Below are 26,081 nucleotides of genomic sequence, written 5' to 3'. Positions count from 1 at the left end.
CGTGCGCCAGGCAGCGATATCAGGGCTCGACCTGGCTCCACTGCTTGTTCAGACGCTTGTCCGATACCGCCATCTTCGTGCCGAGCTGCTGTGCCCAGAGCGAGACGCGGTATTCCTCGATCATCCAGCGATACAAGGCAAGTTCGGCATCGCGCTTGCCTTCCTGCAGGTGCTTCTTCAGGCGCACCTGATACTGCTCCCAGTAGCCGGCCAGTTCGCCGGACCAGACGCGATCACGCTGCAGCTGCGCGCCGATCTTCTCGAAGCGCTGCTCGATGGCCTTCAGATAGCGCGGGTATTCCTTCAGCCACTCGGCAGGCGTCTCGCGGACGAACCCCGGATAGACCAGGTTGCCCAGCTGCGCCTTGATGTCGTTGAGCGCGACGGCCTGGGCCAGGTCGATCTTGCCTTTGAAGCGTTTCTGCAGGCCGTGCCAGTGCTTGAGGATTTCCAGCGTGAGACGCGCCAGGCGTTCGGCATGCGCCGCCCAGTCGCCGCGCTTGCGTTCGGCCAGCGAGGCCAGGGCGGCGCCATCACGGGGCAGCTGGGCTTCACCGTCGAGGATGCAGCTGTCCAGGCTGGCCAGGAGAATGTCCTCGACCAGCCCATCGACCTTGCCCATGTCGCGGTAGAGCAGGCCCAGTTCGGTGAGGCCCGGCAGCTTGTTGCGCAGGTACTTGGCCGGTTCCGCCAGTTGCTGCAACAACAAGCGCTGCAGCGCCCGGCGATGCTGATAATCGGCTTCGGCCTGAGTCGGGAAGCGCCCTTCCTTGACCACCCCGGCCTCTTCCACCAGCGCGGGGTAGACCGTCATCGACAGCCCGGCCATCTTCGCCTGGGCCTTTTCCGCGACCTGGGCAAAGCCCTTGGCCTCGACCGGCTTCTGCTCGGCTTTCTGCTGCGGCGGCGCCAGTGCAGCCTGGCTGGCTTCGGCAAAGCGCGCGGTCAGTTCGGCCAGATTACGCCCTTCGCCAAGGAACTTGCCGCGGGCATCGACCACCTCGATGTTCATCTTCAGATGGTTTTCCAGCCCAGCCGCCGCCTCGGCCCAGGCCTCATCCGACACGCGAGCGCCGGTCATGCGCAGCAATTCGCGACCCAGCGCCTCGGGCAGCGAGCCTTCACCGAAGCTGATCTTGGCCAGCGCCGCGCCGACGAAATCCGGCACCGGCACGAAGTTCTTGCGCAGCGCCTTGGGCAGGTTGCGCACCAGCGCCACGGCCTTGGTTTCCAGCAGCCCCGGTACCAGCCAGTCGAGCCGTTCGCTGCGCAATTGCGGCAGCAACGGCGCAGGCACGCGCAGGGTCACGCCATCGCGCAGGTGGTTGGGTTCGAAGTGATATTCCAGCGGCAATTGCAGCTCGCCGATGCGCAGGTGATCAGGGTATTGCGCGGCGGTGACTTCGCTGGCATCGCGCGCCAGCACGTCCTCGTCGCGCATGACCAGCAGCTGCGGGTCTTTCGCGCTCTCGCGCTTGTACCAGCTCTCGAAACTGGCGGTCTGGTAGATGTCCTGCGGCACGCGCGCGTCGTAGTAGGCAAATAGCGTGTCTTCGTCGGCAATGATGTCGCGCCGGCGGGCCTTGGCTTCCAACTCGTCGAACAGCTCCAGCAGCTCGCGATTGGCGGTGAGCGCCTTGGCGCGGCTGTGCATCTCGCCACGCACCAGACCTTCGCGGATGAACAGCTCACGCGCCGCGGGCGGATCGATCGGCCCATAGTGCACCGGCCGCCGACCCACGACGATCATTCCGTAGAGCGTCACCTGCTCGTAGGCCACCACCTGGCCGCGCTTCTTCTCCCAGTGCGGCTCGAAGTGGTTCTTCTTGATCAAGTGGCCGGCCAGCGGCTCGATCCAGTCCGGCTCGATTTTGGCGACCATGCGCGCGAAGAGTTTGGTGGTTTCCACCAGCTCGGCGGCCATCAGCCAGTTTGGCTTCTTACGCCCGATCACACTGGACGGATGCACCCAGAAGCGCCGCTGGCGCGCGCCAAGGAAGTCACCCTCCTCGGTCTTGTTGCCAACCTGGCTGAGCAGGCCAGCGAGGATCGCCTTGTGTACGGCAGCGTAGCCCTTGGCCTTTTGCGCCGCCTCGCTGGCTTCGGCCTGCTGACGGACGATGACGTTGACCTTGGTGTCGGTAGTCGGTGCGGGTTGCGGGTTGGCCCCGGCCGGACGCGTGGGAGAGGCTTCGCCGTCTTCCACCCTACGTGCCTTATCGGCGTGCGGTAGTTGACCGGAGCCATCCACCGACCTGCCTGTGCCAAGCTTGAGTTCACGGGCGATCAGCGTCAGTTGCCGATGGGCGTCACGCCATTCACGGAGGCGCAGATAGTTGAGGAAGTTCTTCCGGCACCAGGTACGCAGCGGGTTGGAGCCCAGCTCCTGGCGCTTCTCCTCGAAGCCGCGCCAGATATTGATCAGCGCGGCGAAGTCCGAATCCGGATCTTTCCATTGCGCATGGGCCTGATCGGCTGCCTGCTGGCGATCAGCCGGGCGCTCGCGCACGTCCTGCACCGAGAGCGCACTGGCAACGATCAGCACTTCGGCCAAGCTGCCCTGGTGTGCGGCTTCCAAGAGCATACGGCCAAGACGCGGGTCGATCGGCAGGCGCGCCAACTGGCGCCCCAGCGGGGTCAGCTGGTTCTCGCGATTAACCGCCGAGAGTTCCTGCAACAGGTTGAAGCCGTCGCTGATGGCCTTGCCATCCGGCGGCTCGATAAAGGGGAAATCCTGAATGTCGCCTAGGCGCAGATGCAGCATCTGCAGGATCACCGCGGCGAGGTTGGTGCGCAGAATCTCCGGATCGGTGAATTCCGGCCGGCCGAGGAAATCTTCCTCGCTGTACAGGCGAATGCAGATACCCGGCTCGACTCGCCCGCAACGGCCCTTGCGCTGATTGGCGCTGGCCTGGGACACGGCCTCGATCGGCAGCCGCTGGACCTTGGCGCGATAACTGTAACGACTGATACGTGCGGTGCCGGAGTCGATCACGTAGCGGATACCCGGCACCGTCAGCGAGGTTTCCGCAACGTTGGTGGCCAACACGATCTTGCGGCCAGGCCGCGGCTGGAAAATTTTCTGCTGCTCGGCCGGCGTAAGCCGCGCATACAGCGGCAGCACCTCGGTGAACCTCAGATTAGCCTTGCGCAGCACCTCGGCGGCATCGCGAATCTCCCGCTCACCGGGGAGGAACACCAGTACATCGCCAGGACGCTGGCCGAGGCTTTGCTCGTGGGCCGTGATCTCGTCCAGCGCAGCGAGGATGCCTTGATCGATGGTCAGGTCGTCCTCGACCCGATTGCCGTCCTCGTCGATCTCGGCCGCCAGTGGCCGATACCAGGTTTCCACCGGATAGGTACGCCCGGACACCTCGACGATGGGCGCACCATCGAAGTGCTCGGAAAAGCGCTGCAGATCGATGGTCGCCGAGGTGATGATGACCTTCAGGTCCGGCCGGCGCGGCAGCAGGGTCTTGAGGAAGCCCAGCAGAAAATCGATGTTCAGCGAACGCTCGTGGGCCTCGTCGACGATGATGGTGTCGTATTTTTCCAGGAAGCGGTCGTGCTGCGTCTCGGCCAGCAGGATGCCGTCGGTCATCAGCTTGATCAGCGAGCTTTCCTTGCTCTGGTCCTCGAAGCGAACCTGATAACCCACCAGTTCGCCGAGTGGCGTGCCGATTTCTTCGGCTACGCGGGTGGCGACGCTGCGCGCCGCGAGACGGCGCGGTTGGGTATGGCCGATCAAGCCGTGCACGCCACGGCCGATTTCCAGGCAGATTTTCGGCAGCTGAGTGGTCTTGCCCGAGCCGGTCTCACCGGCGATCACCAGCACCTGATGTTTTTCCAGCGCGGCCTTGATCTCGTCGCGCTTGGCAGCGATCGGCAGGCTGTCATCGTAGCGAATGCTCGGCACGCTGTTCCGGCGAGCTTCGACCTTGGCCACCGAGGCCTGGAAGCGCTCCAACCATTGGGCCAGCTTGGCTTCGTCGGGCTTTTTTCTCAGCTCGTGCAGCTGCCTGCGCAGGCGGTGGCGATCAGCGAACAGGGCCTGGTCGAGATTCTTAAGCAGGGTATCGATAGCGGGCGTTGCGTCGGTCATGGACAGCCGTGGGGCAATTCGTGAAGGGCGCGATTGTCGCAGATTTGACCGGCCGGCCGAAGGGAAAGGGATTGATGGAGGGGACCGCGCCGGCAAGCCGGCGCGGTATTCATGCGATCAACGGATCCAGTGACCCCAACGCGACTTCTCCTGCACCTGCTGGATGCGCATGGTGCCGATGCTCTGCTCGGCCGCAGCGGCGATCTCGTCGTCGATCAGCTTGGTCGAAAGCGAGAGCCAGCTCGTGGCGAAGGCCAGCGCATCGCCATGCAACTCCAGCGCTTCGGTGGAGATATTGGCCAAGTTGTCGCACGGCGTGTGATAGCACTGATCGAACGATTCCCCGGCGATGCCGCCGTAACGCTGCGCCTGCTCCTCGGTTTTGATGTCCTCGGCACCGGTGAACAGCCCGCCGAAGGCAATGCCGTCGTCGAAGAACTGTGCATAGTCGGAGCGGAAATCAATCTCGGTGCCTTCCGACGGCGCGTTGCGCAGCTGGAAGTAGGTGCGTAGCAAACGTTCGATTGCAGCCGAGCCGGGCGGGCCCTGCAGGCCAAAATCGGAGCCATCGCCGTCATAGATGAAGTTGCCATAGTTCGGCGAACCGATCATGTCGACATTCAAGTACGCCTTGATGCGTCGCTTCTGCTCATCCGGCAGCTGCGTAACGTAGTAGGTCGAGCCGACCAGCCCGGATTCCTCTGCCCCCCACCAGGCAAAGCGCACCTTGTTTTCCGGCCGGGCCTTGCTCATCAGCAGCGCCATCTCAAGCAACGCCGCACTGCCGGAGCCGTTGTCGTTGATGCCGGCGCCTTCAAACACCGAATCCAGATGCGCACCGACCATGATCACGTTGCTCGGATCGCCACGGCGCGTCTCGGCCAGCAGGTTGTAGGTCTCGGTCTGCTCGCGTACCACGTCGACGTTCATGCTCAGCTGCAGGCCTGCGGTTTGCGCCCAGGCCACACCGTTGTCATAGGTCGAGAACATCACCGGAATGCCGCCGCTGTAATCCTCGCCCAGAGTCGCGACCAGCAGCCCCTTGCGGTCTTCGGTGTCGCCCTGGTTGAAGATGATTGCACCGGCCGCACCGGCCGCCGCGGCATTGGTCGCCTTCTGCCCGAACGGGCAGGTACCGCGCTGCATCAGCGCGATGGCACCCGCCGGGAATCCCGCGAAGTCCTCAGGCTCGCAGCCACTGGTCGAGGTGTTGCCGGCACCAAGCGCCAGGTCGACCGGCACTACCAGTGCTGTAACGTTGCCAGGGTCGGTCTGGTCGGCATAAGAGAAGTCTTCCTCCCATACGTACTGCGCCGGCTGCGGAGCCACCGCGCTGAGCGTGCCGGGGCCGGCCGGATAGAACGCGAGGAAGGGAAACGCCTGTACCTCTACGCGATAACCGGCGCGCTGCAGACGGCTGCGCACGTAGTCGATCGACGCCTGATAGCCGGGCTGACCGGACGCGCGATTACCGTCATTGAGTGTGGCGATATCCTGCAGCGCCTCCAGATGCTTCATGACGTTGCTCGCCTGCATGCAGCGCGGCAAACCGACCGGCGTGCCGACCAGCAGCGGCGAACGGCACAGCGCCGCATTGGGCTTGCCTGGCGTCCAGAAGTCGTTGAATAGTGCGGTATCGACCTGCGGCGCCGCGAAGGCGGCACTGCTGGCGATCAATGCGAGAGAAGCAACTACCCGAACAGCATTGTTTTTCTTGTGCATGGGTAACTCATCCTTGCAACGGATTGATGGGCAGGCCGCCTGTGGCTTGCGCCATCGTCCCCTACGGCATTAAGCGGACGCGGCCATAGGGAGCTAGACCAAACGGCCGCCGTCTCGGTTCTGAGACAGCCGCCCGCCGGTAGCGCCGTTGATCGGGATGAAAGAACTTCGTTTCGAGACGCGCTCAAGCAGGGCGCAGCTTGGCGCCCTGTGACAACTGCGCGAAAGCGACGGCAGGCGTTGCACCTGCCGTCCAACTACCAGATCAGATACGGAACTGCCCCACCAGCCGCTGTAGCTGCTCGGCCAGGCCGTTAAGCTCACGCGCAGTCTGCGCGCCCTGTGCGGCATCGCTCGCCACGCCGTCCACTGCATCAGCGATGTGGTGCACGCTGCGGTTGATCTCCTCGGCCACGGCAGTCTGCTCTTCGGCCGCGGCAGCGATCTGCGCGTTCATCGAGTTGATCGTGCCGATCAGTGCAGAAATGGCATCCAGCGAGTCGCCAGCCTGATTGGCGTGATCGCGAGTGCTCTCGCCCTTTTCCCCGGCGCGCAACATGGTGGAGACGGTGTTCGACGTCGCGCTCTGCAGGCGGTCGATCATGCCCTGGATCTCGCCAGTGCTCTGCTGGGTTCGGCTGGCCAGGGCACGTACTTCGTCGGCAACCACGGCGAAACCACGCCCGGCCTCACCGGCACGCGCCGCCTCGATGGCTGCGTTGAGCGCCAGCAGATTGGTCTGCTCGGCGATGGCGCGGATCACGTCGAGCACGCCGACAATACCTCTGACGTCCTGCTGCAACCCATCCAGCGACTCACCACTGCCACGCAGTTCGCCGACCAGCTCGTGAATCTGGCGGATGCTCTGGTCGACTACTTGCTTGGCAGCAACGCCCTGTTGATCCGTCTCGCGCGCCGCCTCTGCGGCACGCTGTGCACCCATCGCCACTTCATGGGCAGCAGCGGACATCTCGTTGATTGCGGTGGCGACCTGATCGGTCTCGCTGCGCTGGTCGGCCATAGCCTGCTCCGAACGCTGCGCCTGGCTGGCCACCGCACCGACCAGGCCGCTGAGTTGGGTGGTGGTTCCAGCGACCTGCTGCACCAGGGAGTGGATCTTCTCGACGAAACGGTTAAAGGACATGGCTAGCTCGCCCAGCTCGTCCTGGCTGGTGATCGGTAGCCGCTGAGTCAGGTCACCGTCGCCCTGGGCCATATCGTCCAGGTTGCGCTTGATCAGCAGCAGCGGGTTCAGCAACGCGTTGCTCATGAAAACGGCCAGTAATGCCATCAGCACCAGCAGTGCGAAAGCCGAAACGAGCATGATGGTCACCAGGCCATCAATGCGTTTCTGAAACTCTACTCGTGCAGCCTGTACGTCGCGCTCCACACCATCGAGGTTCAAGGAGGTACCGACGACCATCTTCCACTTCGGCAAAAATTCGGCGTAACCCACCTTGGGCACCAGCTCGCTGCTGTTGCCCAGCACGAAGCTGTAGTCGACATAGTGGCTACCATCCTGCCCGGCCCGCACCAACTCGCGAATGGCGTAGACCCCGTTGGGGTCGCGATAGTCGTAGAAGCTCTGTCCAATCTTATCCTTGGTGTTGCCCTGCAGGATGCGAACACTCTGGGTGTCGTAGCCCCAGAAGTAGCCGTCCTTGCCGTAAGACAGCCGTTCGAGAATGGCAACGGCCTGATCACGCGCCTGCATGTCGCCCTCGGCAGAACGCTCATGGATCGGCCCGATGGCATTGCGCGCCAGTTCGACGTAGTGCTTAAGCTCGGCGCGCCGGTCCTGGATGAGGCTATCGCGGGTATGTGCTTCTTGCTGTTCGGCAAGACTCTGCAACTCATAGACAGCGATCCCGCTGAGCAGGGTTGCAAGCAGAAGAATCGGGCCCAGCGTAAGCAGCAGCAACTTCATTCGCAGACGAAGATTGGAAAGCATTCTGATTCATCCCTGGTTAGAAACGTTGACCTAGAAGACTGCGGCGTAAAACCAGTGACACTTAAGCGCTGTTTTCAAAGCCGTCCCTCAGTTTTTCGACGTCGAAGTGCTTTTCTTTACCCATAAAAAACGAAACCCTGCCAAGGCAGGGTTTCTCAAAGGCTCGTTCTAGAGCCTTCGGACCGCTTACTAGATACGGAACTGCCCCACCAGCCGCTGTAGCTGCTCGGCCAGGCCGTTAAGCTCACGCGCAGTCTGCGCGCCCTGTGCGGCATCGCTCGCCACGCCGTCCACTGCATCAGCGATGTGGTGCACGCTGCGGTTGATCTCCTCGGCCACGGCGGTCTGCTCTTCGGCCGCGGCAGCGATCTGCGCGTTCATCGAATTGATCGTGCCGATCAGTGCAGAAATGGCATCCAGCGAGTCGCCAGCCTGATTGGCGTGATCGCGAGTGCTCTCGCCCTTTTCCCCGGCGCGCAACATGGTGGAGACGGTGTTCGACGTCGCGCTCTGCAGGCGGTCGATCATGCCCTGGATCTCGCCAGTGCTCTGCTGGGTTCGGCTGGCCAGGGCACGTACTTCGTCGGCAACCACGGCGAAACCACGCCCGGCCTCACCGGCACGCGCCGCCTCGATGGCTGCGTTGAGCGCCAGCAAATTGGTCTGCTCGGCGATGGCGCGAATCACATCGAGCACGCCGACAATACCTCTGACGTCCTGCTGCAACCCATCCAGCGACTCACCACTGCCACGCAGTTCGCCGACCAGCTCGTGAATCTGGCGGATGCTCTGGTCGACTACCTGCTTGGCGGCAACGCCCTGCTGATCGGTTTCGCGCGCCGCCTCTGCGGCACGCTGGGCGCTCATCGCCACTTCATGGGCGGCAGCGGACATCTCGTTGATTGCAGTTGCAACCTGATCGGTCTCGCTGCGCTGGTCGGCCATAGCCTGTTCCGAACGCTGCGCCTGGCTGGCCACCGCACTGACCAGCCCGCTGAGTTGGGTAGTCGTGCCAGCCACCTGCCGTACAAGAGCGTGGATCTTCTCGACGAAGCGGTTGAACGAGGCCGACAGTTCGCCCAGCTCGTCACGGCTGGTTACAGGCAGGCGGTGTGTCAGGTCACCGTCGCCCTGGGCCATATCGTCGAGGTTCTGCTTGATTTGCAACAGCGGGCGGAGAATTGCGTTGCTCATCAATACGGCGAGCCCGGCCATCAGGATCAGCAGCAAGAACGCCGAGCCGAGCATGATCAGCGTCAAGCTGTCGATGCGCGCCTGGAAAGCCGCGCGGGCCTCGCCTACATCGCGCTCGACGTCATCCAGATTTAGTGAGGTTCCGAATACCAGATTCCACTTTGGCAGGTACTCGGCATAGCCGACCTTGGGCACCAGCGCGTTGCTGCCAGGAATAGCGAAGCTGTAGTCGACGTAGTGACTGCCATCGCGGCCGGCCTTGACCAGTTCGCGAATGGCGTACACGCCATTCGGGTCGCGGTAATCGGCAAAATTCTCGCCGATACGCTCGCGTGTAGCGCCCTGAAACACCCGCAGCGATTGCGCGTCATAGCCCCAGAAATAGCCTTCGGTACCATAGCTCAGGCGCTCGAAAATGGCGACTGCCTGGCTCCGTGCCTGCATGTCTCCCTCGGCAGCGCGTTCATAGATCGGGCCGACAGCATTTTTTGCCAACTCGACGTAGTGTTTGAGTTCGGCACGGCGGTCCCGAATCAGGCTAGCGCGCGTCTGTGCCTCCTGCTGGTCGGCCAGTTGCTGCAACTCAAGTACCGCAACCCCACTGAGCAAGACCGTCAGCAACAGGATCGGGCCAAGCGCCAGCAAGAGTAATTTCACCCGCAGACGTAGTGACGACAGCATCTGACAATCCCTCATAAAATACATGGGTAAGTAGTGCCATTGTGCCATTTGCTACATCAAAGGAGAACGCTACGAAGCGCTAAGTCATAGCCTGCCGGCCAATGCCGCTAGACGCCGTTCGCATAAAACAAAAAAACCCCGCCAAGGCGGGGTTCTTTGTTTCACAGCAGCATCTATTTCTTGTGTCCCAACTTGCGCAGCTCTTCGTCACGCAATTCGCGGCGCAGGATCTTACCGACGTTGGTGGTCGGCAGGCTGTCGCGGAACTCGACTGCCTTCGGCCGCTTGTAGCCAGTCAGGTTGTCATGCATGTGCTTCATCACCTGTTCTTTGGTCAGGCTTTCACCCGGCTTGACCACGACGAACAGCTTGATAGCCTCACCCGACTTCTCATCAGGCACGCCAATCGCAGCGCACTGCAGAACGCCCGGCAGGCTCGCCAGCACGTCTTCCAACTCGTTGGGATAAACGTTGAAGCCGGACACCAGGATCATGTCCTTCTTGCGGTCGACGATGCGGATATAGCCATCTTCCTGAACGATGCCGATGTCTCCGGACTTGAACCATCCTTGCGCATCGATTACCTCGGCAGTGGCTTCGGGGCGCTGCCAGTACCCTTTCATCACCTGCGGGCCCTTGATGCACAGCTCGCCGATCTCGCCTTGTGGCAAGTCTTGCCCTTCGTCGTTGATAACCTTGAATTGCGTAGAGGGGACCGGAATACCGATGGAACCGAGCTGGATGTGCTCAATCGGATTGACCGAGGCCACCGGGCTGGTCTCCGTCAGGCCATAGCCTTCACAGATCGAGCAGCCAGTCACCTGCTTCCAGCGCTCGGCAGTCGCCAGTTGCAGCGCCATGCCGCCAGACAGCGTGACCTTGAGCGCAGAGAAATCGAGCTTGCGGAAATCCTCGCTGTTGCACAGCGCAACGAAGAGCGTGTTGAGCCCTACGAAGCCGCTGAAGCGATACTTCGACAGATCCTTGATCATCGCCGGCAGGTCGCGCGGGTTGGAGATCAGGATGTTGTGGTTGCCGCTAAGCATCATCGCCATGCAATGAAAGGTGAAGGCGTAGATATGGTAGAGCGGCAACGGAGCGATCAGCACTTCGCTGCCGTCGTTGAGGTTCGAACCCATCAACGCCTTGCACTGCAGCATGTTGGCGACAATGTTGCGGTGGGTCAGCATGGCGCCCTTGGCGACGCCCGTGGTGCCACCGGTGTATTGCAGTACGGCGACGTCGTCGCTGCTCGGCGAAGCCTCACGCACCGACTTGCCACGGCCCAATGCCAGCGCATCGTTGAGCTTGACGGCTTTCGGCAGGCTGAATGCAGGCACCATCTTCTTCACGTGCTTGACCACTGCGTTGATCAGCATTCGCTTGAGCGGCGGCAGCATGTCCGCCACTTCGGTGATGATCACGTGTTTGATGCCGGTCTTGGGCAGCACTTCCTCGGCCAGGTGCGCCATGTTGGCCAGGCAGATCAGTGCCTTCGCGCCAGCATCATTGAACTGATGCTCCATTTCCCGCGCGGTGTACAGCGGGTTGGTGTTGACCACGATAAGGCCGGCACGCATGGCACCGAAGACGACGATGGGATACTGAATCAGGTTGGGCAGCTGCACGGCGATACGGTCGCCGGGCTGAAGATCGGTGTTCTGCTGCAGGTAAGCGGCGAAGTCGCCGGACAGCTTGTACAGCTCACCGTAGGTCAGGGTCTTGCCGAGATTACTGAAGGCCGGCTTGTCCGCGAAGCGCTCGCAAGACTGCTTGAGCACAGCCTGGATGTTCTGATACTCGTCGGGATTGATCTCGCTGGCGACCCCAACAGGATACTTATCCTTCCAGAAGTTATCGGTCATGAACCCCACTCCTAAGCAACAGCTTTATTACTGCGCGATGGCAGCTGTTTTGTTGTGATTTGTTAACTTTTGTACCACTAATCGGGCTAAAAGCGTGCCCGAGGTTAGCAGCTTTGCACAGGAGCGAACAGAGTCCGACCGGGAGGGATTCGACATAAAGTGACCGGAACACATGTCGCGGTCACTCACATGAATAGCCCCAAGAAAGCGCGCAAGGTCCGGTCAGGCGCTTTCACGCAGCTCTCGGCGGAGGATTTTGCCTACCGGAGTCATCGGCAACGAATCTCGGAAGACATAGTGCCGCGGCATCTTGTAACCGGTGAAATTCTCCCGGCAGTAGGCTTGAAGTTCATCCTGGGTAAGCGTTGGGTCGCTGGGCACGACGAACAACTTGACCGCCTCGCCCGATTTTTCGTCCGCCACGCCAATGGCAGCGCACGCAGCCACTTTCGGATGGGCCATCACCACGTCCTCGATCTCGTTGGGGTAGACGTTGAAGCCGGAAACGATGATCAGGTCCTTTTTGCGATCGACGATGCTGACGAAGCCGTCTTCGTCGATCACCGCGATATCGCCGGTCTTAAGCCAGCCCTCTTCGTCCAGCACCTCAGCGGTGGCGTCCGGACGCTGCCAGTAGCCCTTCATGACTTGCGGGCCCTTGACGCACAGCTCGCCACGCTCGCCGAGCGGCAAGGCGTTGCCTTCGTCATCGATGACCTTGACCGTGGTGCCTGGCACCGGAAGCCCTACAGTGCCGAGGCGTGAATGCTCACCGTGAGGATTGGCACAGACGACGGGCGACGTCTCGGTTAGCCCGTAACCCTCGACCACAGTGCAACCGGTCATGCTCTTCCACCGTTCTGCGACCGCCGACACCAGGGCGGTGCCGCCCGAATTGGTGCCTTTGAGACGGGAAAAGTCGATCTTCTTGAATTGCGGGTGAGCCATCAGCGCAACGAACAGCGTATTGAGCCCGAGGAAGGCGGAAAACTGCCAGCGCTGCAGTTCCTTGACGAAACCGTTGATATCCCGCGGATTGGTGATCAGCACGTTGTGGTTGCCGGTGACCGTCATACACATGCAGTTCACCGTGAATGCGTAGATATGGTAGAGCGGCAACGGCGCGATCATCACCTCCTGGCCTTCACGAATCACCGGATGACCGTGTTCGTCCAGCTGCTGCATGTTGGCCCGCACCTGCTGCATGTTCGCCACGAGATTGCCGTGCGTCAGCATGGCGCCCTTGGCCACGCCGGTGGTGCCACCGGTGTACTGCAGCACGGCGACGTGGTCGAGCTCCAGCGCTGCCGGCTTATGGTTGTGGCGGGCGCCGTCACGCAATACCTGCTTCAAGGGGACCGCCTGCGGCAGGCTGTAGTCCGGCACCATTTTCTTCAGATGCTTGACCGCGGCGTTGACCAGCGCGCCCTTCAACGGCGGCAACATGTCGCCGATCCGTACTTCGATCAGATGTTCGATCGAGGTATCAGCCAGTACCTGCTGCACCTGATGGCCAAACGTATTGAGGAACACCAACGCGCGCGCGCCGGAATCCTGGAACTGATGACGCATCTCCCGTGCGGTATACAGCGGATTGGTATTGACCACGATTAGGCCTGCACGCAACGCACCGAACACGGCAATCGGATATTGCAGCAGGTTGGGCATCTGGATCGCGATGCGGTCACCGGGCTGCAAATCGGTGTGGTGCTGCAGCCAGGCAGCAAAGGCGGCAGAGTAGCGTTCCAGATCGGAGTAGCTGAGGGTAACGCCCATGTTGCTGAACGCAGGGCGATCCACATGGGCCTTACAGGCGCGCTCGAACACTTCGACGACCGAGCGATAAGCACTCAGATCAATGTCATTGGGCACGCCAGCAGGGCGTTTGTCATTCCAGAATTCAGGCTGCATTGTTATTGGCCTCTTTACCTGAGAGTGTCTGGCCCGCGCGCAGCGGGCTTTGGCGAACTTATCAGGTAGACGTCATGACGCAACAGCCCGGAAGGCACAAATCACTGATGTGAATCTGTCGTCACGGAGCAGGCTCGGGACAAGCGCGGTGCATGCCACTAGAATGCAGCCCCAGCGCGCAGACACCGGGCTGTGCCGGTTTGTGCGGAACCTGATTCGATCAGCCGGCGCAACAGTTGATGCGCCGCCCCAGCACTTGAGGACAACCATGAGCACCATCAGCAACACGCCATACGCCGAACTGGAAGTTGGCCAACAAGCGAGCTTCGAAAAGCGCGTGGAAGAAAGGGATATCCAGCTGTTCGCTGCCATGTCGGGCGACCGCAACCCGGTGCATCTGGATGCCGAGTTTGCCGCGGGCACGCTGTTCAAGGAGCGCATTGCTCATGGCATGTTCAGTGGCGCGCTGATCAGCGCGGCGGTCGCATGCACCATGCCTGGGCCAGGCACCATCTATCTTGGCCAGAGCATGAAGTTTACCCGCCCGGTGAAGATCAATGACACGCTGACCGTACGCCTGGAAATCCTCGAGAAGCTGCCAAAGAACCGCGTGCGCATTGCGACGCGCGTGTTCAACCAGAACGAAGAACTGGTCGTAGACGGCGAAGCGGAAGTGCTGGCGCCGCGCAAAAAGGAAACCGTGGAATTGAAGGAGCTGCCGCCGATCAGCATCGGCTGAGCATTGCCACCTTGCTGGCATCGTCGCTTCGTTGAAGGCGGCAAACTGAGGGCGCCTGATCGGCGCCCTTTTCTTTTCAACTGCGCCTCGCTCGGCCCAATAGATCAATAGCCGGCCGGGGGATAAGCAGAACGCTATTACGGCCCTTGGCTACGCCCCGTGCGATGCCCAGGCGGAGGATGCGTGACGGATACCGCGCGCCGATCATCGGGTGAGCAATACAACAAGAACAACAACGGGACCCTCATCCATGCTCATACGCTCGATCGCTTATCGGCGCCTGGCGGCGCTCGTCCTTGGTGGCTTTTCGCTGGCCATGCAACCCGCTTCGGCTGCCCCGCTCGGCCCTGGCCCGGACGAGGCCCTGCTCTACTACCAGCGCGCCGATGGTGACTACAACGGCTGGGGTCCGCATCTGTGGAACACCCCGGGCTGCAATGGCAGCGCGAATGAAACCAGCTGGGCGCAACCCGTCGCGGCGGCCGGAACCGACCCGGAGTACGGCGCGTTTTATCGCATTCCACTGAGCGCCGACGCCAATTGCCTGAACCTGATCATGCACAAAGGTGACGAGAAGGACCTGGGCGGTGGCGACCTGACCTGGCGCTTCGACGATCTGGGCCGTCGTGTCTTTACGGTCAGCGGTAATTCGCAACTGTCCCGCACGCCGCTAAGCGGCAGCACTGTGGCCATCAAGGGCGCGCGCGCGCATTGGCTTGATCCGTTCACCCTCTCACTGGTGGGCGGCGCGCCGGGTGCCAGCCGGCTGGAACTGCGCTATGCCAGCGACGCCGATATCCGCATCGACAGCGAGACGCGCACCGTCAGCGGCGGGCAAATCCTGGCGCTGCAGCCGTCCGCGCTACGCAATGGCCTCAGGCGCCAGCACCCGCATCTGGCGGACGCCCCCGCTTACCGGGTCAAGGCGGGTGCGCGCGACCTGCGCCGCGCCGTGATGAGCCAGCTGGTAGTGATCAGCTATGACGCGGACGACCGGGTCATCGATGCCACCGAAGTGCAGACCGCGGGCATCCTCGACATGCTGTTTGCCTACAACGGGGAGCTGGGCGCGACGCTCGATGCCAGAGGTGTTTCGTTCAAACTCTGGGCACCCACTGCACAGCGGGTTCGCCTGCACGTATTCGATGCCACCAAACGGCTGCTGCCCGGCTACCCCAAGGTCATGCAAGAGCGGCTCGGCGTATGGAGCATGAAAGGCCCACGCTCGCTCGATCGACAGTATTACCAGTACGAGGTCACGGCCTACCGGCCAAGCACCGGCAGGATCGAGACGACGTTGGTCAGCGACCCCTATGCCTTGAGCCTGTCTCGCAACAGCCAGTACGCCCAAGTCGTCAACCTGAACGCCGACGATCTCAAGCCAGCCGGCTGGGACGCCCTGCGTCCGCCACACCCGGAACGCCCCGAAGCGAGCGTGATCTACGAAACCCATCTGCGTGACTTCAGCGCCAGCGATACCAGCCTGCCCGCTGCGCTGCGCGGCACCTACGCAGCGTTTACTCAACAGGACAGCAATGGCATGCGGCACCTGCGTGACCTGCAAAAGGCCGGGCTCACGCACGTGCAGTTGCTGCCGGTGTTCGACATCGCCACTATCGATGAAGACCCCACCCAGCGCATCAACCTCGACGATCCCTTCGCCAAGCTCTGTGAGCTGTCGGACGCTGCCCAGGAGCGCTGGGCGCAGTACTGTGGCGCAGCGAGTATCCGCCAGGTGCTGCATGGCTTCGACCCGTCCAGCGGCCAGGCGCAATCGCTGTATAACGATCTGCGTGGCCTGGATGACTTCAACTGGGGTTACGACCCCTTCCACTTCACTGCACCGGAAGGCAGCTACGCCAGCAACGCCGAGGGCGTGCAGCGCATCATCGAGTTCCGCCAGATGGTGCAGGCCCTCGCTGGCAATGGCCTCGCCACGGTGATGGACGTGGTCTACAACCACACCAACGCCTCGGGCTTGGCCGACAAATCCGTCCTGGACAAGGTCGTACCCGGCTACTACCACCGCCGCCATCCAATGACCGGTGCGGTGGAAACTTCGACCTGCTGCGAGAACACCGCCAGCGAACATCGCATGATGGCCAAGCTGATGACCGACTCGCTGAAAGTCTGGGCACGCGACTACAAGATCGCAGGCTTTCGCTTCGACCTGATGGGTCACCATATGCGCGAGCAAATCGTCGATGCGTATCGCGCCGTTCGCCGTATCGATCGCGACACCTATTTCTACGGCGAAGGCTGGGAGTTCGGCGAGGTCGCCAACAATGCGCGCGGCATCAATGCCAATCAGCTGAACATGGCCGGCACCGGCATCGGCACCTTCAATGACCGTCAACGCGATGCCGTCCGCGGCGGCAGCCCCTTCGACAGCGGCGAGAGCATTCGTCGCAACCAGGGCTTCGCCAACGGCCTCTATCTGCGGCCCAACGAGCTGAGCGCCGCCGGGCCGCAGGAGAAGGCGCAACTGCTGCATGCCTCTGACCTGATTCGCGTCGGCATTGCCGGGGGGCTACGCGACTTCCAGTTCGTTACCGCCGACGGCAGTACGCGCAAAGGCAGCGAGATCGACTACAACGGCCAGCCCGCCGGCTATACGCTGGACCCGCAGGAGATTGTCAACTACGTCTCCAAGCACGACAATCAGACGCTTTGGGACAACAACCAGTACAAGCTGGCGACCAGCCTGCCCGTTGCCGACCGGGTCCGCCTGCACATGGTGGCGCTGTCGGTGCCGCTGTTCAGCCAGGGCGTACCCTTCATCCATCTCGGCTCCGACATCCTGCGTTCCAAGTCGATGCAGCGTGACAGCTACGACTCGGGGGACTGGTTCAACGCGGTGGATTTCACGTATCAGGACAACAACTGGTACAAGGGCCTGCCGCGTGAAGACAAGGACGGTGACAACTGGCCGCTGGTTCGCAAGATCATCGTCGATCCACATGCCAAACCTGCTGCGAACGACATCGTCATGGCGAAGCGTCGTTTTCTGGAACTGCTGAAAATTCGCAGCGATAGCGCGCTATTCCAACTCGACAGCGCTCGCGAGGTGCAACGGCGCTTGCAGTTTCACAACACTGGCCCCGAACAGCAGCCCGGCGTAATCGCCTTCAGCCTGGCGGACGGCCCGCGCGACGGCCGCGACCTGGACCGCCGCTACAACTCCTTGATGGTGGTACTCAATGCATCGGACAAGCAGGTTCGCCTGCCAGGCGCGAACGGCTACCAGCTGCATCCTGTACTGAAGAACTCGGTCGATCCGATCAGCCGCCAGGCCAAGGTTGCGAGCGGGGAATTCGAGGTGCCGGCATTCACAACGGCTGTGTTTATCCAACCTCAGACACGCCGGTGAGGTGCGGCTAAAGCAAAAAAAAAGGCGACCATAGGTCGCCTAAATGCCTTGCGTGCTCTTTGAATTTGTCGGGCTCAGCTCTTCTTGTGAGCGTCCCGCCAAATGAAATATCCGAAACCTGCGAGGAAGGCGACCATTAGGCCGACCGTGACCACCCCTGCGAGCACCACATCATCGACAAACATGAGACCTACCTCCGAAACTTGATTCGCTGTTCGATGGGTTCAAGTTAAACCCGCTTCCCCTTGAAAAAATTGACCCGGATCAATGGCCGCAAAATGGCGCCCACAGGCGCATGAAACGACTGATCCAAGTCAAGAAAACAGGGGCTTTTGGGCGTGATCCAGGGGGTAGCAGAAGTAGGCGGGGTTCAGCGCGGGAGGTTGCACTTGCTGCTTAATAGCCAATCGTTATGAGCGCGCTGCGGTAACGCGTCCCGACGCAGGCGGCTAACGTTTTTTCGGGGCGCGCTTGCCCTTCTTCTTTTTCGCCTGCCCAAGCGGCAGCACCTGTTCGAAGACATTGCGCATGTCCTCGAGGCGTTTGTCGTTGAGGTCATGCACGCGTTTGGCGCGCTCAGCGTTGAAGTCGATCAGTTTATCGTCGGTACTCATCGCGTCGGTCTCGGCTGGATCAGGCGGAAAGTCAGGTTGACGCGCGGCTGCAGCACCTTGCTGGCGCGCGCAATCTGGTGCTGCCAATGATGCTGCGTCGCGCCACTCATGACCAGCAGCGAGCCATGGCTCAGAACGAGCGAATGTTGAATCGGTCCGCTGCCCTTGCGCCGCAGATCGAAGCGCCGTTCGGCGCCCAGGCTCAACGAAGCGACCGTCGGGCACTCGCCCAGCTCCGCTTCATCATCGCTATGCCATCCCATCGCGTCGCGCCCGTCGCGATACAGGTTGAGCAGCACACCATTGAAGCGCTGGCCGGTTTCCTTCTCCAGACGCTCACGCACGCCATGCAGCAATGGGGTCCACGGCAGCGGCTCGTGCTGCAAGCCCGAATAGCGATACCCGACGCCGGCATCGCCATACCAGGCGACCAGTCGCGGCACTGGCAACAATCGGCCGTAGATGCGGATTTCCGGCTGCGACCAGGGCGTGCTCTCGATCAGCTCGCGCAGCCAGACATCCGCGGTCTCGCCGTCGACCCAACCTACCCGGTAGTCCAGCAGCGCGTCCGGAAGCGCGATCACCGTGTCTCGGCTCGGCTCGGCAGCGAACACGTCAGACCTCGACATCCACCCAGAGCCCCTGACGCGGCAGCTCGTCGAGCTCGGCCTGGTCCTGCTCATCGGTCTCGCCGGTCGCCAGCTCTTCGGGGGTATAACCACGACGCTGCCGCCGACGCTGTTCGTCACGCAGCATCTGCTCGCTCTCTTGCGGGTGCCGGCGATCGAGCGTGACTGCACTTTCGTCGGGGCTTGGCTGCACGGGCGCCACCGGGGCGATTTCCGGGCGAGGCTTGACGACGTCCTGCTGGGCGCTGACCGGAATTACGCCTGATGGAATGGGTGGCAGCATGCTCATTACCCCTCTTTACCGATGAATCGGCGCCGCACCGGCCAACTTTAACAGGACCGCTACACTTCATGCGTCGAACAGTCGCCATCGGTCGTCGCTCTGATGGCAACGTTCCGTTAAGATAGCCGGCTTTTTCACAGCGGGAGGCAGCATGGCGCAGCAGTATCTACCGGGGCAACGCTGGATCAGCGACAGCGAAGCGGAACTCGGTCTGGGAACCATCCTCATGCTGGATGGCCGGATGCTAACCGTGCTCTATCCCGCGACGGGCGAAACCCGCCAGTACGCCGCACGCAGCGCCCCGCTGACCCGCGTGCGTTTCGTTCCGGGTGACGAAGTCACTCACTTTGAAGGCTGGAAGATGACCGTGCGCGAAGTCGATGACGTCGACGGATTGCTGGTCTATCACGGCCTGACCGCGCAGAACGAAGCCCGCACCCTGCCCGAGACCCAGCTTTCCAACTTCATCCAGTTCCGCCTCGCCAGCGACCGTCTGTTCGCCGGCCAGATCGACCCGCTGAACTGGTTCAAGCTGCGCTATCACACCCTGGAAAATCAGAGCAAACAGCTGACCTCCACGCTTTGGGGGCTGGGTGGCGTGCGTGCGCAACCCATCGCGCACCAGCTGCACATCGCCAAGGAAGTCGCCGACCGTATCGCCCCCCGCGTATTGCTGGCGGACGAAGTGGGCCTCGGCAAGACTATCGAAGCCGGTCTGGTCATCCACCGCCAACTGCTCTCCGGGCGCGCCAAGCGCGTACTTATTTTGGTGCCGGAGAACTTGCAGCATCAGTGGCTGGTGGAAATGCGCCGCCGCTTCAATCTGGAAGTCGCACTGTTCGATGACGAGCGCTTTATCGAAAGCGATGCCAGCAATCCATTCGAAGACACCCAATTGGCATTGGTCGCGCTGGAGTGGCTGAAAGACGACGAACGCGCGCAGGACGCCGCGTTCGCTGCCGGCTGGGACCTGCTGGTCGTGGACGAGGCGCACCATCTGGTCTGGCACCCCGAGAACGCCAGTGCCGAGTACAAGCTGGTCGAACAGCTGTCTGAAGTGATTCCCGGCGTGCTGCTGCTGACCGCAACACCGGAACAGCTCGGCCAGGAAAGCCACTTCGCCCGCCTGCGCCTGCTCGACCCGAATCGTTTTCATGACCTCGAAGCCTTCCGCGCCGAAAGCGCCAGCTATCAGCCGGTCGCCCGGGCGGTGCAGGAACTGCTAGACGAGGGTCGGCTGTCGCATGAAGCGCACCAGACCATCCATGACTTCCTCGGTGCCGAAGGTGAAGCGCTGCTCGCCGCGGCCACAGATGGCGACATCGAAGCCAGCAGCCGCCTGATTCGCGAATTGCTCGACCGCCACGGCACCGGCCGCCTGCTGTTCCGCAACACCCGTGCGGCCGTGCAGGGTTTCCCCGAGCGCCAGCTGCATCCTTATCCGCTGCCCTGCCCCGCCGAATACCTTGAATTGCCGCTGGGCGAGCACGCTGAGCTGTATCCGGAAGTGGCCTTTCAGAGCCAGCAGGAAGACGGCGAAGCAGCCAATCGCTGGTGGCAGTTCGATCCGCGCGTCGAGTGGTTGATCGACACGCTGAAGATGCTGAAGAAGTTCAAGGTTCTGGTGATCTGCGCCCATGCCGAAACCGCACTGGACCTGGAAGACGCACTGCGCGTGCGCTCCGGCATTCCGGCCACGGTTTTCCACGAAGGCATGAGCATTCTCGAACGCGACCGCGCCGCCGCCTACTTCGCCGATGAAGAATTCGGTGCGCAGGTGCTGATCTGTTCCGAGATCGGCAGCGAAGGCCGTAACTTCCAGTTCGCTCATCATCTGGTGCTGTTCGATCTGCCGGCGCACCCGGATTTGCTGGAGCAGCGCATCGGTCGTCTCGACCGGATCGGCCAGGCTCACGTTATCCAGCTGCACGTGCCGTATCTGGAAACCAGCCCGCAGGAACGCCTGTTCACCTGGTATCACCAGGCGCTTAACGCTTTCCTCAACACCTGCCCGACCGGCAACGCGCTGCAGCACCAGTTCGGCCCGCGCCTGCTGAGCCAGCTGGAGGAAGGTGACGACGACGAGTTCCAGAAACTCATCGACGAGGCCCGCGCCGAGCGCGAACGCCTGGAAGCCGACCTGCATGCCGGCCGTGACCGCCTGCTGGAACTCAATTCCGGCGGTGGCGAGCAAGGCAAGGCACTGGTCGAAGCCATCGATGAACAGGACGACCAGTTCGCCCTGCCGATCTACATGGAAGAGCTGTTCGATGCATTCGGTATCGACAGCGAAGATCATTCCGAGAACGCCCTGGTACTGCGCCCCAGCGAAAAGATGCTGGATGCCAGCTTCCCGCTGGGTGACGACGAAGCCGTGACCATCACCTATGACCGGGAACAGGCGCTGGCCCGTGAAGACATGCAGTTCCTCACGTGGGAACACCCCATGGTGCAAGGCGGCATGGACCTCGTGCTGTCCGGCTCGATGGGTAACACCGCTGTAGCGCTGATCAAGAACAAAGCGCTCAAGCCTGGCACCGTATTGCTCGAGCTGCTGTTCGTCAGCGAGGTAGTGGCGCCACGCGTACTGCAGCTGAGCCGCTTCCTGCCGCCATTGGCGCTGCGCTGCCTGCTCGACGGCAACGGCAATGATCTGGCATCGAAGGTCGCCTTCGACACGCTCAACGATCAGCTGGAAAGCGTGCCACGGGCCAGTGCCAACAAGTTCGTCCAGGCCCAGCGTGACGTTCTGGCCACCCAGATCGCCGCTGCCGAAACCAAGATCGCGCCGCGCCACACCGAGCGTGTCGCCGAAGCCCAGCGCAAGCTCAAGGCCGGGCTGGACGAGGAACTGGCCCGCCTGACGGCGCTGCAAGCGGTCAACCCGAGCGTGCGTGACAGCGAAATCGAAGCACTGCGTCAGCAGCGCGAAGATGGCCTGGCTGCGCTGGAAAAGGCCGGGTTACGCCTGGAAGCGATTCGAGTACTTGTGGCCGGTTAGTGTCCTAGCGTCCTAGGATGGGCAGAAGCCCACTCTAGGGACGCCGATTGGAGCGTTAGCGGCTAGACCGCAGCTCACCGACCGGAGCAAATCGGACCGCACTTCAGTCACAGTACCGACGACGAAGCGAAGGCGCCTACCCCTGATCTTTACGCGCGATCCGCCAGTACGCGCCAAATCGGGCGGCCAGCGCTTTGGGTGGTTCGGCATACAAGCGACGGCCCAGGCGCAATGCTCGCTGCTGCAACTGCACACGCCGCTGCTCGATACAGCGCTGCAACGCGTCACGGGCTTCCGGCACACCGAACAGCTCAGGCTCGCCCTGCATCAGCTGAGTCATCACCGCCAGGTCGTGATCATCACCCAGCGCGTCGGCGAGCTGCTTGAGCTGCTCGGCTCGGCTTTCCAGAGCCTCTGGCCAGCATGGCGACAGCAACTGGCAGTGATACCAGTGATCCTTCACCCGCTTGCGCCACTCGTGCAGTAGCTCGTCCGAGCCTTGCTTTTGCGCCCGCGCCAGATCCCGCACACCATCGGCATAGGTCCGCCGCAAGCCGTCGGCCAGCAGGTCGAAGCCCTTGCCCGGGAGCTTCCAGTGCTGAACGTCCTGGGTCAGCGCACGCAGTTCACCAAGCACCTGCGCCACATCCGAATCGAAAGTCGCATGCACCTCGCCCTGCGGAGCGGCGCGCTGCTGCAATTGCAGACGGATCTGCCGAAATGCATCGCTGACGAACAGCGACTGGTCGGTTCGCGACAGGGCATCCCAGCTTTCCAACATGGCCGCAGCATCACGCGATTCGGCTAAGCACCGCCCCACGTCGCGCAGCCGACGGTTGTCGAGCTTGAATCGTGCGCCGAGGGGCTCGCGCACCAGCCGCAACAGTGCGCGCAGCTCTTTGAAACGCTTGCGTGCCTGATGTACCCCTTCTGCACGCTCGGACGGTTCGACGCAAAGGGCCTGGATCGCCTTCTCGATGCGCTGCAGGGCGACCTTGCGCACCTCCTTGGCGGCATTGCGTGCAGGGCGGCCATCAGGTTTCTCCTCGATAAAGACGCTCCGTTTGAGCACCAGTACTGGGACCTGTACGCCTGGGCAGGTGTTGGCACGCAAATGTGAAGTTTGTGTGTCAGCGCGTGACTTCGGTCCCGGCTCAACCGTAGCGCTTGCGCGCCTCGATGGCCAATCCGCTGCCGATACTGCCGAAGCGATTACCTTCGACATGCCGCGCCCGTGGCAAAAGTCCCGCAACGCTGTCGCGCAGTGCTGGAATGGCGCTGGAGCCGCCGGTGAAGAACACCGTATCGACCTGATCGTGGCGCACCCCGGCATCTGCCAGCAGCTGCTCGATGCTGCCACCAATACGCCCAAGCAGTGCGGCGATGGCGTTTTCGAAACCAAGCCGGGTCAGTTCAGCGCACAGTTCGGGTTCGATGCGCTGGAAATCAATGGCGAAACGCTCTGCCTCGGTCAACTCGATCTTGCCCTGCTCGACCTGCATTGCCAGCCAGTGCCCGGCACGCTGTTCGATCAGGCGGTACAAGCGATCAATGCCGGTAGGATCGACGATGTCGTAGCGCATGCTCTGCAGCGCCCGTAGCGAGGCCGGCGCGTAAACGGCATTGATGGTGTGCCAGGTCGCCAGGTTGAGGTGCGTACTGGTGGGCATCGGCGCATCGCTCTTCATCCGGCTGCCATAGCCGAACAGCGGCATCACGCCGCTCAGGCTGAGCTGCTTGTCGAAGTCGGTACCGCCGATATGTACGCCGCCGGTAGCGAGAATGTCCGCCTGACGGTCCTCGATCGCGCGGCGCTCGGGTGACAGTCGTACCAACGAGAAGTCGGAGGTGCCGCCGCCGATATCGACGATCAACACTCGCTCTTCCCGCTCGATACGCGATTCGTAGTCGAACGCCGCGGCGATCGGCTCGTACTGGAAGGACACGTCCTTGAAACCGATCTTGCGTGCTGCGCCAGCCAGGGTATCGGCAGCCTCGCGATCGGCCTGCGGATCGTCATCGACGAAGAACACCGGCCGCCCCAGCACGACCTCTTCGAATGGCCGCCCCGCAGCAGTTTCCGCGCGTTGCTTGAGGGTGCCGAGGAACAGTCCGAGGATTTCCTTGAACGGCATGGCGCTGCCAAGCACCGTGGTTTCGCTTTTCAGCAGCTTGGAGCCGAGCAGGCTCTTGAGCGAGCGCATCAAGCGCCCCTCGTAACCTTCGAGGTATTCGCTCAACGCCTGGCGACCATAAACCGGCCGGCGCTCCTCGAGGTTGAAGAACACCACCGACGGCAACGTCGGCTGCTCGCCTTCCAGCGCGATCAATGGGTCCATGTCCGGGCGCCACCAGCCAACCGTCGAGTTGGAGGTGCCGAAGTCGATGCCGCAGGCGCGGGCGGGTGGGACGTTGAGCATGGTCTGTTCCGCGGCTACTGAAAAAACGGCCGCGCAGTGTAAAGGAGGTGGCTCTCGGTTGCTGGCCTATCGTCGGCTATCCCGGCGAAGGCGTTATTTGCCAGGCAAAAAAATGCCCGGCCATTGCTGGTCCGGGCACAAACCCCATAACGCAACGCCGTATCAGGCGGGTACTGCCTCCGCGTCGGGCGCATCCGCCGCCATCCCGGCGGTCATGCGCTTGGCATCGGCACAGAAGGTGCGAGACGCCTGGAACAGAAACAGCATGGTCAGCAGCAGCGATCCAGGAATCAGGTACATCGCGCCATGCAGCCCCTCGGCACGGAAGGCTTCGGCCATTTCGCTGGCGCCCGCGGCAAGCATGGCAGCCTCGGCGAAATGGTCCGAGAGCAGGCCCACCACCACCGTCCCCATACCGCCACCGAGCAGATATAGCCCGGCGAAGAACAGCGCCATGGCGGTGGCCCGCAGGCGCGGTTCGACCACATCCTGAATCGCCGTGTAGACGCAGGTATAGAAGTTGTAGGAGAACAGCCAGCCAATGCTGAACACCGCAACGAACATGCCGACCTCGATACGCCCAGCCAGCAGCGCATAGCCGGTCGCGATGGTCGCGATCAACATGCTCACAGCAGCGAAGATCAGGCGACCACGGGCGAAGCGCTGGTGAATACGGTCAGCGACCCAGCCGCCCAGCGTCAGCCCGAACAGCCCGGTCAGCCCGACGATCACACCGGTGGCGACCGAGGCCTGGACCAACGAAACCCCGTGGTAGCGCATCAACAGCGGCACCATGAAGGCGTTACAGGCATACGTCGCGAAGTTGAACGCCAGCCCGGCCAGCACCAGCCACCAGAAGGTGCGAATAGACAGCACCTTGCGCATCGGTTGCTTCACCGGCTCCTGGGACACCTTGACGGTCTCGGCGGCACCACGCTTGGGCTCTTTGATGAAGAAGATGAACAGCGCCAGCACCAGGCCGGGCACGGCCGCGATGAAGAACGGCGCGCGCCAACTACCGAAGGCCTCGACCATCGAGCCGATGGTGAAGAATGCCAGCAGCAAGCCCAGTGGCAGGCCCAGCATGAAGATGCCCATGGCCCGCGCGCGCTTGTGCGCCGGGAACAGATCGCCAATCAGCGAGTTGGCGGCGGGTGCGTAACTGGCCTCGCCGATGCCGATCCCCATGCGCACCAGCAGGAAACTCCAGAAGTTCCAAGCCAGCCCGTTGACCGCCGTCAGGCCGCTCCAGGCAGTCAGCCCCCAGCCCATGATCTTGCGCCGTGAGCCGAGATCAGCCATGCGCCCCAGGGGCAGGCCGGCAATGGCATAGACGATGGTGAAGGCGGTGCCAATCAGACCGAGCTGGAAATCGTTGAGGCTCCACTCCAGGCGGATCGGCTCGGCAATGATCGCCGGTATGGTGCGATCGAAGAAGTTGAACAGGTTCGCCAGGAACAGCAGGAACAGCACGCGCCAGGCGTTGGATGCTTGGGTGGAAGGCTGCATGACGTCGGTCTCGATTATTCTTATATTCCGGCCGCAGACCAGCCGGGACTCGACGATGACTCTAGAGTCTGCGCCAGTTCCTGTCTCCGA

The 26,081-nt window shown here is 62.2% G+C and carries 16 protein-coding genes; 3 read left to right on the top strand and 13 right to left on the bottom strand.

From position 1 onward, the window contains the following. Nucleotides 1–19: 19 nt before the first annotated feature. The 6 genes from hrpA to fadD2 all read right to left on the bottom strand — a co-directional run bounded on the left by hrpA (nt 20) and on the right by fadD2 (nt 13,426). Nucleotides 20–4,102 carry an ATP-dependent RNA helicase HrpA gene (gene hrpA / locus SM130_RS06070; protein WP_102823237.1) on the bottom strand — a complete coding sequence of 1,361 codons (4,083 nt, stop codon included), beginning with the start codon at nt 4,100–4,102 and terminating at the stop codon, nt 20–22. A 117-nt stretch (nt 4,103–4,219) separates the two neighbouring features. Beyond that, nucleotides 4,220–5,824 carry a M28 family metallopeptidase gene (locus SM130_RS06065; protein ID WP_102823236.1) on the bottom strand — a complete coding sequence of 535 codons (1,605 nt, stop codon included), beginning with the start codon at nt 5,822–5,824 and terminating at the stop codon, nt 4,220–4,222. A 265-nt stretch (nt 5,825–6,089) separates the two neighbouring features. Beyond that, nucleotides 6,090–7,775 carry a methyl-accepting chemotaxis protein gene (locus SM130_RS06060; RefSeq protein WP_102823235.1) on the bottom strand — a complete coding sequence of 562 codons (1,686 nt, stop codon included), beginning with the start codon at nt 7,773–7,775 and terminating at the stop codon, nt 6,090–6,092. Nucleotides 7,776–7,964: 189 nt separating this feature from the next. Continuing rightward, nucleotides 7,965–9,650 (bottom strand): methyl-accepting chemotaxis protein, encoded by a 1,686-nt coding sequence (locus SM130_RS06055; protein WP_102823234.1) that lies wholly within the window; start codon nt 9,648–9,650, stop codon nt 7,965–7,967. A gap of 173 nt (nt 9,651–9,823) precedes the next feature. After that, nucleotides 9,824–11,515, bottom strand: a complete 1,692-nt coding sequence (fadD1, locus tag SM130_RS06050; protein ID WP_102823233.1) for a long-chain-fatty-acid--CoA ligase FadD1 — start codon at nt 11,513–11,515, stop codon at nt 9,824–9,826. Nucleotides 11,516–11,737: 222 nt separating this feature from the next. Further along, a complete protein-coding gene (gene fadD2, locus SM130_RS06045; protein WP_102823232.1) occupies nt 11,738–13,426 on the bottom strand; it encodes a long-chain-fatty-acid--CoA ligase FadD2 in 1,689 nt (562 codons plus the stop codon). 268 nt (nt 13,427–13,694) lie between these two features. Between fadD2 and SM130_RS06040 the strand changes: the two genes are divergently transcribed. Beyond that, on the top strand, nt 13,695–14,165 hold the full coding sequence (locus SM130_RS06040; RefSeq protein WP_102823231.1) for a MaoC family dehydratase: 471 nt from the start codon (nt 13,695–13,697) through the stop codon (nt 14,163–14,165). A gap of 250 nt (nt 14,166–14,415) precedes the next feature. Continuing rightward, nucleotides 14,416–17,535: a pullulanase-type alpha-1,6-glucosidase gene (gene pulA / locus SM130_RS06035; protein ID WP_102823230.1), complete on the top strand. Its 3,120-nt coding sequence runs from the start codon at nt 14,416–14,418 to the stop codon at nt 17,533–17,535. Between the two features lie 74 nt (nt 17,536–17,609). Here the strand turns inward: pulA and ccoM are convergent, their stop codons facing one another. The 4 genes from ccoM to SM130_RS06015 all read right to left on the bottom strand — a co-directional run bounded on the left by ccoM (nt 17,610) and on the right by SM130_RS06015 (nt 19,061). After that, nucleotides 17,610–17,720, bottom strand: a complete 111-nt coding sequence (gene ccoM / locus SM130_RS06030) for a cytochrome c oxidase subunit CcoM (RefSeq protein WP_336442453.1) — start codon at nt 17,718–17,720, stop codon at nt 17,610–17,612. 264 nt (nt 17,721–17,984) lie between these two features. Next, nucleotides 17,985–18,149, bottom strand: coding sequence for a hypothetical protein (locus tag SM130_RS06025; protein ID WP_181019200.1), 165 nt, complete (start codon nt 18,147–18,149; stop codon nt 17,985–17,987). Next, complete coding sequence (locus tag SM130_RS06020; protein ID WP_102823229.1) at nt 18,146–18,778, bottom strand: alpha-ketoglutarate-dependent dioxygenase AlkB family protein; 633 nt, start codon at nt 18,776–18,778, stop codon at nt 18,146–18,148. Before SM130_RS06020 ends, SM130_RS06025 begins: the two co-directional genes overlap by 4 nt. Further along, nucleotides 18,765–19,061, bottom strand: coding sequence for an aspartate-semialdehyde dehydrogenase (locus tag SM130_RS06015; RefSeq protein WP_102823860.1), 297 nt, complete (start codon nt 19,059–19,061; stop codon nt 18,765–18,767). The genes SM130_RS06020 and SM130_RS06015 overlap by 14 nt, the downstream gene beginning before the upstream one ends. A 151-nt stretch (nt 19,062–19,212) precedes the next feature. Between SM130_RS06015 and rapA the strand changes: the two genes are divergently transcribed. Then, complete coding sequence (rapA, locus tag SM130_RS06010; RefSeq protein WP_102823228.1) at nt 19,213–22,062, top strand: RNA polymerase-associated protein RapA; 2,850 nt, start codon at nt 19,213–19,215, stop codon at nt 22,060–22,062. A 136-nt stretch (nt 22,063–22,198) separates the two neighbouring features. Here the strand turns inward: rapA and SM130_RS06005 are convergent, their stop codons facing one another. From SM130_RS06005 to SM130_RS05995, 3 genes are all read right to left on the bottom strand, one after another. Then, nucleotides 22,199–23,134 carry a CHAD domain-containing protein gene (locus SM130_RS06005; protein ID WP_256044956.1) on the bottom strand — a complete coding sequence of 312 codons (936 nt, stop codon included), beginning with the start codon at nt 23,132–23,134 and terminating at the stop codon, nt 22,199–22,201. An 82-nt stretch (nt 23,135–23,216) separates the two neighbouring features. Beyond that, on the bottom strand, nt 23,217–24,482 hold the full coding sequence (locus tag SM130_RS06000; RefSeq protein ID WP_102823227.1) for an Hsp70 family protein: 1,266 nt from the start codon (nt 24,480–24,482) through the stop codon (nt 23,217–23,219). A 162-nt stretch (nt 24,483–24,644) separates the two neighbouring features. Next, complete coding sequence (locus tag SM130_RS05995) at nt 24,645–25,991, bottom strand: spinster family MFS transporter (protein ID WP_102823226.1); 1,347 nt, start codon at nt 25,989–25,991, stop codon at nt 24,645–24,647. Between the last annotated feature and the right edge of the window lie 90 nt (nt 25,992–26,081).

It is taken from the genome of Stutzerimonas stutzeri (assembly GCF_038561965.1).
Taxonomy (GTDB): Bacteria; Pseudomonadota; Gammaproteobacteria; order Pseudomonadales; family Pseudomonadaceae; genus Stutzerimonas; species Stutzerimonas stutzeri_AA.
The sequence above is the reverse complement of the archived record's forward strand: the minus strand, read 5'-3'. Positions and strand labels throughout refer to the sequence as shown.

What these genes read in the sequence shown, in the direction of transcription:
- hrpA (WP_102823237.1), bottom strand. Translation starts at nt 4,102, where the DNA reads ATGACCGACGCAACGCCCGCTATCGATACCCTGCTTAAGAATCTCGAC.
- SM130_RS06065 (WP_102823236.1), bottom strand. Translation starts at nt 5,824, where the DNA reads ATGCACAAGAAAAACAATGCTGTTCGGGTAGTTGCTTCTCTCGCATTG.
- SM130_RS06060 (WP_102823235.1), bottom strand. Translation starts at nt 7,775, where the DNA reads ATGCTTTCCAATCTTCGTCTGCGAATGAAGTTGCTGCTGCTTACGCTG.
- SM130_RS06055 (WP_102823234.1), bottom strand. Translation starts at nt 9,650, where the DNA reads ATGCTGTCGTCACTACGTCTGCGGGTGAAATTACTCTTGCTGGCGCTT.
- fadD1 (WP_102823233.1), bottom strand. Translation starts at nt 11,515, where the DNA reads ATGACCGATAACTTCTGGAAGGATAAGTATCCTGTTGGGGTCGCCAGC.
- fadD2 (WP_102823232.1), bottom strand. Translation starts at nt 13,426, where the DNA reads ATGCAGCCTGAATTCTGGAATGACAAACGCCCTGCTGGCGTGCCCAAT.
- SM130_RS06040 (WP_102823231.1), top strand. Translation starts at nt 13,695, where the DNA reads ATGAGCACCATCAGCAACACGCCATACGCCGAACTGGAAGTTGGCCAA.
- pulA (WP_102823230.1), top strand. Translation starts at nt 14,416, where the DNA reads ATGCTCATACGCTCGATCGCTTATCGGCGCCTGGCGGCGCTCGTCCTT.
- ccoM (WP_336442453.1), bottom strand. Translation starts at nt 17,720, where the DNA reads ATGTTTGTCGATGATGTGGTGCTCGCAGGGGTGGTCACGGTCGGCCTA.
- SM130_RS06025 (WP_181019200.1), bottom strand. Translation starts at nt 18,149, where the DNA reads ATGAGTACCGACGATAAACTGATCGACTTCAACGCTGAGCGCGCCAAA.
- SM130_RS06020 (WP_102823229.1), bottom strand. Translation starts at nt 18,778, where the DNA reads ATGTCGAGGTCTGACGTGTTCGCTGCCGAGCCGAGCCGAGACACGGTG.
- SM130_RS06015 (WP_102823860.1), bottom strand. Translation starts at nt 19,061, where the DNA reads ATGCTGCCACCCATTCCATCAGGCGTAATTCCGGTCAGCGCCCAGCAG.
- rapA (WP_102823228.1), top strand. Translation starts at nt 19,213, where the DNA reads ATGGCGCAGCAGTATCTACCGGGGCAACGCTGGATCAGCGACAGCGAA.
- SM130_RS06000 (WP_102823227.1), bottom strand. Translation starts at nt 24,482, where the DNA reads ATGCTCAACGTCCCACCCGCCCGCGCCTGCGGCATCGACTTCGGCACC.
- SM130_RS05995 (WP_102823226.1), bottom strand. Translation starts at nt 25,991, where the DNA reads ATGCAGCCTTCCACCCAAGCATCCAACGCCTGGCGCGTGCTGTTCCTG.